The organism is Bradyrhizobium sp. CCBAU 51627 (assembly GCF_028128765.1).
GTDB lineage: Bacteria > Pseudomonadota > Alphaproteobacteria > Rhizobiales > Xanthobacteraceae > Bradyrhizobium.
The window spans coordinates 118695-127882 of record NZ_LBJG01000087.1 but is presented as its reverse complement, the minus strand read 5'-3'; the positions used below and the strand labels follow the sequence as shown (position 1 = coordinate 127882).

Here is a 9188-nt window from a genome sequence, read left to right as displayed (position 1 = left end):
GGGCGCACCACGCGCAGACTCACCACCATCCGCCGGCAAATGGATCGGCCCGCTCGAAGGCGAGACGTCGCTCGGGTATCCCCCTTTGTAGCTTTGCCGAGCGCTTCGGGTGGCGACGGGCCGCCGCGGAGGCTTGAGCCGGCGCTTCCTTCCTGACCTCCACGGAAGGTGCTGCAGGCATGGCGGCCATGGCTTCGCGCACCTGGTGTCGGGGTTCTTCAGGGATTGGATCGGTCTGCGCGATCATCGGAACATCGCGCAGACGCGTATCGAATACGATCTTCTCCGGAAGGGCCCTCGCCGAGGCGATCCCGATGATGGTCCTGTCGGGATCGGACGGGCCCGTGCGCTCGACAGGGGCCGGCAGATATAGATCGGCAGCGAAGAGCAGCGCCAGCAGCAGCGCGCCGACGAAGACGAAGTATCGGATGATCGGCATGAACGGCCGCTCGCTAGGAAGAAATCGGGGTTTCGGCGGGGCCGGATTGACCGGAGGCGGGTCGCTCGATTCAGAGACCCGTCCAAAGGCTTAGTCGATCTCCTGGACGACCGTGCGGGTCGACGGATCGACCAGCATCACGCGTTCGCCCGAGTAGACGTAACGATACTTGGTGAGCGAAGGACCCCAGTCGGCGGGCACTGCCTCGAGTTCGACTTCGCGCGGCACGGGCTGACCGACTACGATCTTCTGCTGCACCGGACGAACCTTGTGCTCGGTCACGTAGGTGCGAATCTTGGTGCGGTATTCCGGCTCGATCTGCACGGCGGCATGACCGGCGCCGGTGGTGGTCGTGACGACTGTGGACTGCGCCATGGCGCCCGTCGAGATCAGCGCGGCGGTCGCGCACGTCAGCATCAGCTTCTTCATCGTAATCTCCTGACCGCAGGATGCGGCCTGCAAGAACCCGCGGATGATGGCAAGGTTCCGGAGCGCGGCAGGCTAATTGCCTGATTTTCCCGAATGCCTGAGCTAAGCCCCCGAAGCAATCGGCGCGCTAGGGCTTCTGCAACACGGTCGAGAGCGACGAGCCGTCGTTCAACATTGAGAAGACTTCCCGCGAAGAAAGATGCGCGGCAGCCTCTTCGAACGTCTCACTCGCATCCGCCCTGGCCCGGGCGACCGCCAGGTTGGCGTCGACGGTATCGGGCCGGGCGGCTCGAGGAGACGGCAGCTGAGCGACGTGGAAGGCCAACAGCTCAGGGTCTTCGCGCAGCGCCACCAGGGCAGGTCTGATGCCGGCCCCCGCCGCCGCGCTCAATTCGTTGGCCCGGCGCAAGACCAAAGGCGGCTCTCGGTCTTCTGGGGTGGCAAACAGTTTGCCGGGCGACGGCTTGGCCGTCAGCGCCCCGATAGGGACGGCGAACAGCAGCCCAACGATCACCGGCGACATCCAAAGCAAAAGGGGCAGCGAAACGGCGTACGCGCTTGCGGCCATCGCAACGCCGCACAGGGTCGGGATGCCGTATTTCCGATAGAGCTCCCGGCGTTCCACCGTGCCGTCGTCGCGCCTTTGGGTCTGCCAGCCGGCATCACGCCCGGCCAGGATCTCGACCACGGCAATCGACTGAAAAATCATCATCACCGGCGCCATCAGCGCCGACACCAGGATCTCTGCGAATACTCCGGCCGAGGTTCGAAACGGACCGCCGAACTCGCGTCGCTCCGAGCGCCGCATCCAGACGAGGACCAGGCTGAGCAGCTTCGGCATCAGTAGCAGTCCCATCGTGGCGACGAACACCCAAATGGCGAGCACGGGATCCTGAGCCGGCCAGGTCGGAAACAGCGAGAAGCCCTTGGGAAAATACTCCGGACGCACGAACCGGGCCTGCAGCGAAATCAGCATCCCCAGCAGCAGGAAGAGCAGCCACAGCGGCGCCGTGAGATATGCCCCGATCCCCACCAGGAAATGCAGGCGTGACACCCAGTGGAGACCGCGAGCGGGCACGACGGCGAGATGCTGAAGATTGCCCTGGCACCAGCGTCGGTCGCGCGCCGCGAAATCGAGCAGCGAAGGCGGCACCTCTTCGTAGCTTCCGCCGAGCATCGGCAGCATGTAGATGCCCCACCCGGCCCGCCGCATCAGCGCTGCCTCGACGAAATCGTGGCTGAGGATGTGCCCGCCGAACGGCTTGCGCCCCCGTAGCTGCGGAAGCGCCGCCGCTTCCGCGAACGCCTTCACCCGGATGATCGCGTTGTGGCCCCAGTAATTGCCCTCGGAGCCGTGCCACCAAGCGACGCCGGCGGCGATCATTGGTCCGTACAGCCGGCCCGCGAATTGCTGGACGCGGCTGAACAGACTTCGCGCGTTGACGACCATGGGCAGCGTTTGGACGAGGCCCGCGGTGGGGTTGGTCTCGATCGCATGGACCAATCTGACGATGGTCTGTCCGCTCATGAGGCTGTCGGCGTCGAGCACGATCATGAAGTCGTACACAGCGCCGAACCGCGTGATCCACTCCGCGATGTTGCCGGCTTTGCGCGCCGTATTGTCCGCGCGATGACGATAGTACAGCCGCGATGTGCCGACCGCCTGTCGCAATGCGAGGAGTGCCTTTTCTTCTGCGACCCAGATGTCCGGATCGGTGCTGTCGCTCAGGACGTACCAGTCGAACAGCTCTCCATGGGTCGTCGCTTCCAAGGACTCGATGATCGCGCGCAGCCGGGCCGTCAATCGGTGCGGGTCTTCGTTGTAGGTCGGCAGCAGCATGGCGGTGCGGCTCGAAACTGCAGGCAGTTCCGCACCGGTCGCCGTGTCCGGACGATGCGCGAGCAGCACGAAGAACCCGGCCAATGCGGATGCGAATGAAAAGGAGACCCAGGCGAGCAGGACCAGGAAGAGAGCCAGCACCGTGGCTTCGAGGACGGTGACGCCACCGACCTCGAGCACGCGATACATCTCGTAGCCGCCTGCCCCCGTGAGCGCCGCCGTCGCGAGTAGAATGAGGCCGCGCCTCCAGGCCATCGCGTGGCCCGCCGCCGCAGGAACGCGGTCGGGGACTCGGCTTTTCCCGAGGTCGCCAGGAGCCATCGGAAGCGGCGACTCGCGCGGCAGCAGGCGCTGCGTCGCGATATCGCCGGCGACCGGCCGGGGCGCCGTGGTCAGGGGGCCCATCGGTAGACCCAGACTTCCGACAAGGGCTTGTCGCCCTCGGTCAGAAAAGCGCGCAGCTCGACGGGCTCACCCTTCACCGGGCACTGAAAGCTCAGCCGCCAGCCACCGGTGTAAGGATTGGGCTGCGTGACGATGTTCTTCACCTCGGATTTCTCCGCCGTCACGACGCCTTTGACGCCGGCAGGATCGATGCCCTTCAGGTTGTCGCCGACCAGCTCGAGGACGAAGAGGCGGGCGTCCTCGCCCCGCGCCCCTATCCCGCTTCGCGTGAAGCGGGCCAGCGAATGCGCCTTCGGGCTATCCGGCCCCCAATGCAGCCGATAGGTGTAGATGTGTTCACCCTTGGCCTGCAGCGGGTTTTTCGGTCGCCAGAATGCGGCGATGTTGTCGTGAACCTCTTCCTTCGTCGGAATCTCGAACAGCGTGACGCCGCCCTCGCCCCAATCGCCGATCGGCTCCATCCAGAGACTTGGACGTTTTTCGAAGCTGGATTCGATGTCCTGGTAGGCGAAGAAGTTTCTCTCCCGCTGCATCAACCCGAACCCGCGCGGATTGAGATCCTGAAAGGTGCTGATCTGGAGATCACGCGGATTGCTGAGCGGCCGCCACAGGCTTTCGCCCTTGCCGTTGAAGATCGCGAGGCCGTCGGAATCGTGGACTGAGGGGCGGAAATCGTCGATGTCGTTGCGGTCGTTCGGACCGTAGAAGAACATGCTGGTCATGGGCGCGAGCCCGGCGCGCTGCATCTCGACGCGCGGGTAGACCGACATCTCGACGTCAAAGACCGTTGTGTCCCCAGGGCGGAGGGTCAATCGGTAGCTCGCGGCGCAGCTCTTGCTGTCGAGCAGAGCATGGATGACCATCGAGGTTGCACCCGACGCCGGCCGCTCGAGCCAGAACGTCTTGAAGAACGGAAATTCCTCGCCCTTGGCTTCGCCCGTATCGATCGAGAGCCCCCGGGCGGAAAGCCCGTATGTCTGTCCCTTGGCCACGGCGCGGAAGTAGCTCGCCCCTAAGAAGACGCAGACCTCGTCGTAATAGTCGGGGCGGTTCATCGGTGCATGAATGCGAAAGCCAGCAAACCCGAGATCGCTGTCGTCGAACGCCGGGACCTTCTCGCCGAAAGAAAAGTCCTCTTTGCGGTACTTGAGCTCGGTAGCCTTTCCGTCCGCGACCTCGAAGATGTTCACCCTGTTCTTGTAGAAGAAGCCGCGATGAAAAAACTGTGCCTCGAAAGGAAGATTCTTGCCGCGCCAGAGCGCACGCTCCGGCAAGAAGCGGATCGAACGATACTGATCGTAGTCCAGGTCCTTCAATCCGCTCGGAAGCTTCTCGTCCGGCGCCTCGTACGGTTTGCCGGCCAGCGCACGGGCCAAGTCCCTAACCGTGGACGGCCCAAACACGTCATCCGACGTGGCGGCGTAACCGCTGCGCGAGGCGAGCAGCAACGCCGGCAGCAACGCCGACCCCTGAACAAGTTGCCGTCGGTTCACGTGCTCTCCTACTCGCTACTGCTTGCCGCGGCCATGGCAACGACCGCCGAGCGAGCGAGTTCCACTGCGCGGCCGGCATTGATGCCGCGCCCCCGGTCTCAATTGAGCAGACGCGCGCGAAGCTTTCTGATGATTTCCCGGAGATCAGCGGCGTATTCCTCCGCGGCCCGACGCGCCTCTTCCAGGCGAGCCTTGCTGGAATTCAGCTCGCTGCGCTGTACATGGTCAGCCGGCTTTTGCATGTCCGTAGGATTCACGGGTTCGACGCCCGACACTTGCGCCAGATCAACGGTAACTCGGCAGCCCGGTTCGCGCTGCTGTCCCAGGCCCTGATCGCGTCCTCATCGGCGGTCCCTAACGGCGACGAGCAAACCAAATGCCGACCAGAAACGCGACAAGGAGCGACTGCAGCGGGGCTTTCACGGTGACTTCGCGCAATCGCTCGGCCCAGTGCATCGCCGCATCCCGCAAAGTTGGCGTGGTTGTCCTGCCGTCCGCGGACCCGGTATCCGCGCCCGACCGGTCCGCCGAAGCCCGCTCGAGGGCGGCCTGCTCGTCCGTCAATCCGGATGCCTCCGTTATCGCCGACGATTCTTTCATATCCGTGCGAACCTCTTAGAGTGGCGCCACAGAAACCGGCTTCCCCCGTCTCGGTTCCTAGGCCGACCTCCGCCGGGGCCCGGCCGCCGGCTTCTTGGCGGGCTTCTTCGGCGTCGCGGCTTGTGCCACAGAGCCGCCCACGCTCTGGCGCAGCGCGTCCATCAGATCGACGACGTTCTCGCCCTTCGGCCGCTCCTTGGGTCGGATGACCTTTCCGGCGCGTTTCTGGTTGATGAGCTCGACCAGAGCGCTCTCGTAGTGATCCTCGAACTTCTCCGGATCGAAACGCCCCGCCTTCTGATTCACGATGTGCCTGGCGAGGTCCAGCATGTCCTTCGTGACCTTCACGTCCTGGATCTCGTCGAAATATTCCTGTTCGCTCCTGACCTCGTAGGGATAGCGCAGCAGCGTACCGATCAGCCCCTTGTCCCGGGCCTCGAGCGCGATGATGTGCTCGCGGTTGGTCAGCACGACTCGCCCGATCGCGACCTTGTCCATCTCGCGGATGGTCTCGCGGATCACCGCGAAAGCGTCGTGCCCGACCTTGCCGTCCGGACGCAGGTAGTACGGGCGGATCAGGTAGCGCGGGTCGATGTCCGACCTGTCGACGAACTCGTCGATCTCGATGGTGCGCGTTGACTCCAGCGCGATCTCCTCGAGCTCCTCCTTGGTGACCTCGATGAACTGGTCCTTCTCGAGTTGGTAGCCCTTGACGATGTCCTCGTTGGGCACTTCGTCACCGGTGTCGGCGTCGACCTTCAGGTACTTGATGCGGTGGCCGGTCTGCCGGTTGAGCTGGTTGAACGAGATCTTCTCGGACTCGGAGGTGGCCGGATAGAGCGCCACCGGACAGGTTACCAGAGACAGACGAAGGAAGCCTTTCCAGTTGGCGCGGGGGGCCATGGGGACGCAACACTCCTGGGTACGGGGGACTGGGATTCAAGACGATCGGGACGCCTAGGTTCCGACATTCCGGACGGCCTTCCAGTCATCGATTTCGCGGCGGATCAGGTCGCGGTGGTCGATGTGCGAGGCCAATAGCATCCGGAACGTGTCGAGCACATCGCAGGCCAGTCCTATCGGGTGTCCCGCGCTTTCCAGCCTTTTGACGATTGCGAGCTGCCGGGCGACGTGACCTTCGCTAAGCGCGACGTGACGCTCCGCTTCCAGGAGGTGTCGTCGCGCCATCGTCAGGTCCATCCCCGCAGTCTACCCCAGCCCGGGTCGGTCGGGAGATTAAACCTGCGGAAGCCGCTTGACTCGCCGAGAACGAATAGGGAACATAGGTTATGCCCGCTGCGCCCGAACCCGCTACGCTCGCCGAAGGCGACCTCGATCTGGCCGCCGACCAGGCCATCGCTGCCTGCGGAAGCGATCCGCGCGAGGCCGTGAAGGCGCTTCTTGTCGCCAACGACTTCCTGGAGCGACAGCTCGACGAGCTCCGGGCCAAGGTGTCGACCGGCTACGCCCGCGGGCTGCTCCGCGCGGCGCGCGAACACAAGGACGAGGCAAATGGCTGATGTGACCTACTACGTCGCTCTACCGTTCGTTTTCTCCGACGACGGCCTGGCCGCCGGCGAGGCGACGGAGTGCCTCAGCGCCGACGCCGCGGTGATGCGGGCCGAGGCGCTCTCCCGCAAGCCGGGTCATGTCGGCGCCATCGCATTCTCCCGGACAGGAGATCCATCGAGCGGCGACTTCAGCGACGCCAAGCTGATCCGCATGTTCGGCGAGGTACCAGACGATCTGAGCGCACTCTGACGGGCGACGACCTAGCTTCACTCGTCGCTTGGACCGGCGGCATCTCTCGGCTCGAGCAAGTTCAGCGCGGTCTCGATCTGGACGAGCAATGCCTGGATTTCCTCCCGCTCGTTCGGCCCAGGATCGCCCTCCAGTCGCTCCAAGAGCGCCTGCTTCCGCGCGAGCAGTTTTGCGACCGTCGACATCGCGCCTCCCGATGCTTGGCATCTACAAACGACTTGGTGCGCCCGCGACGAACTTGCCAGCCCTGGCGTCCCCCAAACCTGCCCGGTCCGATTTCTTTCCGGGCCACTATTTCGCCGGCGGCCGCAGCGGGCCGTCCACCCACTTCCGGGCGGCGGGGTCGTGCAGCGGATCGTCGTCGCAATGGGGGCAGACGTAGCGCTCCCCGCCTCTGATGGCCTCGTCGCGCACAAGCTTCATCGGCCGCCCGCAGTGAGGGCACGGCTTCCGGATTTGGTGCTGCAGCGACATCTGGCTTCCCCCGCTGCGCTTAGCCTATTCCCGATCGTCGCGCGGACACAAGCGAGCTCTTGAGCGAACCGCGCCACCAATCAAATCCTGCTTCGGTGATGTTGTGGGGTGGTCATGGGAGAGTTCTACAGCGGCTTCGCAAACGGGCGCGCGATCTTGCGGAAAGAGCGGCTCCGTTCACACGAAGACGGCTGCTCGACCTGGCCAAGAGGTACGACACCAAGAGCAAACCCGGCGGGGGCGCCCGGCCCCTGCCGCCGCCGCGCACCACGCCGCCGGCGACACACTTTTCCGGTCCGGGCGAAGCATGAGGAAAGGCGGCTCCACTGAGGTCAAGTGCGACGCCTGCAATGGCACTGGGCACCACCAGTCAGCGCACGACACCGAACCCGGTCTTAGGATCTTTCCGGACCGTTGCACGAAGTGCGGCGGCAAGGGGGACGCCGAAGCCGGAGTGACCCTACAGGAATTCAGCGGCGGACCGGCCTCACGGCGGCGGCGGTCGCAACGACCGCCGAGCAGCCCTCGGGTTGATCCGGACCAATCTGTTCGTGAACTAACGATCGCTCTTGCCGTTGTGCCGCATCCGGGCCGCCTTCGACTGCGTGCGCCGAGGAGACAACCATGAGGACCGACTCGCGCCAGCATTTGGATTCAGGCAGCACCGAGGATCGAACCTACCTCGAGTCGCTGATCCGAGAGGATTTCGAGCGATGCCATCCCGATGACACGTTCGAGGATCTCAAGCGGCGGGCGTCATTTTCCAAAGAGGACAAGGGACTGCTGCGGGACTGGATGGCGGTAGCAGCGGCTCGCGCCGCGGCCGCGGCTAGACCCCCGCATTGAGTAGCTGCGACACGACGGCAGCCAATTGCGCCGGCGCAAAGGGCTTTTGGATCAGGACGCTGCCGTCGACGCCCTGCGATTGCCAGTCAGGCGCGCTGGCGCTCGTCATGTAGACCACGGGAAAGCCAGGCGTCTTTTCCCTGATCTGCCGCGCCAGCTCCCAGCCGCTGATGCCGTCACCCAGGTTGACGTCCGTCAGCAGGACTCAACATCCCTCGCGGCCATCGCAAAAGGTGCACATGGCCTCTTCCCCCGAATGGACCGAGCAGGCCTCGAAACCGCCGTCGGACAAGGCGTCCTCGACGAAGCTTGCGATGAGAGCTTCATCCTCCACGACCAGAACACGAACGGCATCACTCACTTTCAAATCTCCTCGGCGACCGAGCCGGGTCGTCTCGCGTGCGGCAGTGCGCTGGTCCGCAGTCCGGCGGAAGAGCGACCTCCGACGTCAGCCAGCCAGGCAACGTAATGCGCCGTGTCAAGCCACCGGCACACCGTAATAGGCGTTCACCGAGCGCGTCGTCGCCGGGTCGCTCCAATTCCAACTGCTCTCGTCGGCGTATTTGGGGGCGCCGCGGAGCTGGTCCTGGGAAATGCCGGTGACTACATAGCCGCCGAGGTTGGTGTCGTATTTCAGCGTCTGCCATGGCAGCGGATAGTGATCGTCGCCGATGCCGAGCAGGCCGCCGAAGCTGAGCACCGCGTACGACACCTTGCCGCTGATCTTGTCGATCATGACGCGCTCGATGTAGCCGACCTTTTCGCCCTTCGCGTCGTACGCGTTCGTGCCCTCGACCTTGTCGCTGCCGATCAGGCTGAACGTCTCGCGATCTTCCATGGTCATGTTGACCTCCTGGGTGTTGTCTTCGGGAATCAACGGGGCCACGATGCCTCTGTTCCT

Annotated in this window: 14 protein-coding genes; 3 read left to right on the top strand and 11 right to left on the bottom strand. The window is 64.4% G+C overall.

What is annotated here, in order from left to right:
• Positions 1-19 precede the first annotated feature (19 nt).
• From XH88_RS32070 to XH88_RS32040, 7 genes are all read right to left on the bottom strand, one after another.
• On the bottom strand, positions 20-439 hold the full coding sequence (locus XH88_RS32070) for a hypothetical protein (RefSeq protein WP_271672211.1): 420 nt from the start codon (positions 437-439) through the stop codon (positions 20-22).
• Positions 440-529: 90 nt separating this feature from the next.
• Entirely contained in the window at positions 530-868 is a 339-nt protein-coding gene (locus XH88_RS32065; RefSeq protein ID WP_271672210.1) for a DUF1236 domain-containing protein, read from the bottom strand.
• A gap of 127 nt (positions 869-995) precedes the next feature.
• A complete protein-coding gene (gene mdoH, locus XH88_RS32060; protein ID WP_271672209.1) occupies positions 996-3113 on the bottom strand; it encodes a glucans biosynthesis glucosyltransferase MdoH in 2118 nt (705 codons plus the stop codon).
• Complete coding sequence (locus XH88_RS32055; protein WP_442868502.1) at positions 3101-4561, bottom strand: glucan biosynthesis protein G; 1461 nt, start codon at positions 4559-4561, stop codon at positions 3101-3103. Before XH88_RS32055 ends, mdoH begins: the two co-directional genes overlap by 13 nt.
• A 399-nt stretch (positions 4562-4960) precedes the next feature.
• Positions 4961-5170 carry a hypothetical protein gene (locus XH88_RS32050; protein ID WP_271672207.1) on the bottom strand — a complete coding sequence of 70 codons (210 nt, stop codon included), beginning with the start codon at positions 5168-5170 and terminating at the stop codon, positions 4961-4963.
• Between the two features lie 93 nt (positions 5171-5263).
• Entirely contained in the window at positions 5264-6109 is an 846-nt protein-coding gene (ku, locus tag XH88_RS32045) for a non-homologous end joining protein Ku (protein ID WP_271672206.1), read from the bottom strand.
• A 54-nt stretch (positions 6110-6163) separates the two neighbouring features.
• Positions 6164-6406 carry a hypothetical protein gene (locus tag XH88_RS32040; protein WP_271672205.1) on the bottom strand — a complete coding sequence of 81 codons (243 nt, stop codon included), beginning with the start codon at positions 6404-6406 and terminating at the stop codon, positions 6164-6166.
• 89 nt (positions 6407-6495) lie between these two features.
• Here XH88_RS32040 and XH88_RS32035 point away from each other — a divergent pair, with 89 nt between their 5' ends.
• Positions 6496-6726 carry a hypothetical protein gene (locus XH88_RS32035; protein ID WP_271672204.1) on the top strand — a complete coding sequence of 77 codons (231 nt, stop codon included), beginning with the start codon at positions 6496-6498 and terminating at the stop codon, positions 6724-6726.
• Positions 6719-6967: a hypothetical protein gene (locus XH88_RS32030; RefSeq protein ID WP_271672203.1), complete on the top strand. Its 249-nt coding sequence runs from the start codon at positions 6719-6721 to the stop codon at positions 6965-6967. The genes XH88_RS32035 and XH88_RS32030 overlap by 8 nt, the downstream gene beginning before the upstream one ends.
• A 17-nt stretch (positions 6968-6984) precedes the next feature.
• Here XH88_RS32030 and XH88_RS32025 read toward each other — a convergent pair whose 3' ends face one another.
• Positions 6985-7152: a hypothetical protein gene (locus tag XH88_RS32025; protein WP_271672202.1), complete on the bottom strand. Its 168-nt coding sequence runs from the start codon at positions 7150-7152 to the stop codon at positions 6985-6987.
• A gap of 913 nt (positions 7153-8065) precedes the next feature.
• Here XH88_RS32025 and XH88_RS32020 point away from each other — a divergent pair.
• On the top strand, positions 8066-8287 hold the full coding sequence (locus XH88_RS32020) for a hypothetical protein (RefSeq protein WP_212431475.1): 222 nt from the start codon (positions 8066-8068) through the stop codon (positions 8285-8287).
• Here XH88_RS32020 and XH88_RS39330 read toward each other — a convergent pair.
• The 3 genes from XH88_RS39330 to XH88_RS32010 all read right to left on the bottom strand — a co-directional run bounded on the left by XH88_RS39330 (position 8271) and on the right by XH88_RS32010 (position 9131).
• A complete protein-coding gene (locus XH88_RS39330) occupies positions 8271-8486 on the bottom strand; it encodes a response regulator (protein ID WP_442868501.1) in 216 nt (71 codons plus the stop codon). The two genes, XH88_RS32020 and XH88_RS39330, sit on opposite strands and share 17 nt — an antisense overlap.
• 6 nt (positions 8487-8492) lie before the next feature.
• On the bottom strand, positions 8493-8648 hold the full coding sequence (locus XH88_RS39325) for a hypothetical protein (protein WP_442868500.1): 156 nt from the start codon (positions 8646-8648) through the stop codon (positions 8493-8495).
• Positions 8649-8765: 117 nt separating this feature from the next.
• Positions 8766-9131, bottom strand: a complete 366-nt coding sequence (locus tag XH88_RS32010) for a PRC-barrel domain-containing protein (RefSeq protein WP_018643617.1) — start codon at positions 9129-9131, stop codon at positions 8766-8768.
• Between the last annotated feature and the right edge of the window lie 57 nt (positions 9132-9188).

Coding starts and splice junctions, on each gene's coding strand:
- XH88_RS32035 (WP_271672204.1), top strand. CDS start 6,496: ATGCCCGCTGCGCCCGAACCCGCTACGCTCGCCGAAGGCGACCTCGAT.
- XH88_RS32020 (WP_212431475.1), top strand. CDS start 8,066: ATGAGGACCGACTCGCGCCAGCATTTGGATTCAGGCAGCACCGAGGAT.
- ku (WP_271672206.1), bottom strand. CDS start 6,109: ATGGCCCCCCGCGCCAACTGGAAAGGCTTCCTTCGTCTGTCTCTGGTA.
- XH88_RS32030 (WP_271672203.1), top strand. CDS start 6,719: ATGGCTGATGTGACCTACTACGTCGCTCTACCGTTCGTTTTCTCCGAC.
- XH88_RS32010 (WP_018643617.1), bottom strand. CDS start 9,131: ATGACCATGGAAGATCGCGAGACGTTCAGCCTGATCGGCAGCGACAAG.
- XH88_RS32040 (WP_271672205.1), bottom strand. CDS start 6,406: ATGGACCTGACGATGGCGCGACGACACCTCCTGGAAGCGGAGCGTCAC.
- XH88_RS32025 (WP_271672202.1), bottom strand. CDS start 7,152: ATGTCGACGGTCGCAAAACTGCTCGCGCGGAAGCAGGCGCTCTTGGAG.
- mdoH (WP_271672209.1), bottom strand. CDS start 3,113: ATGGGCCCCCTGACCACGGCGCCCCGGCCGGTCGCCGGCGATATCGCG.
- XH88_RS32065 (WP_271672210.1), bottom strand. CDS start 868: ATGAAGAAGCTGATGCTGACGTGCGCGACCGCCGCGCTGATCTCGACG.
- XH88_RS32070 (WP_271672211.1), bottom strand. CDS start 439: ATGCCGATCATCCGATACTTCGTCTTCGTCGGCGCGCTGCTGCTGGCG.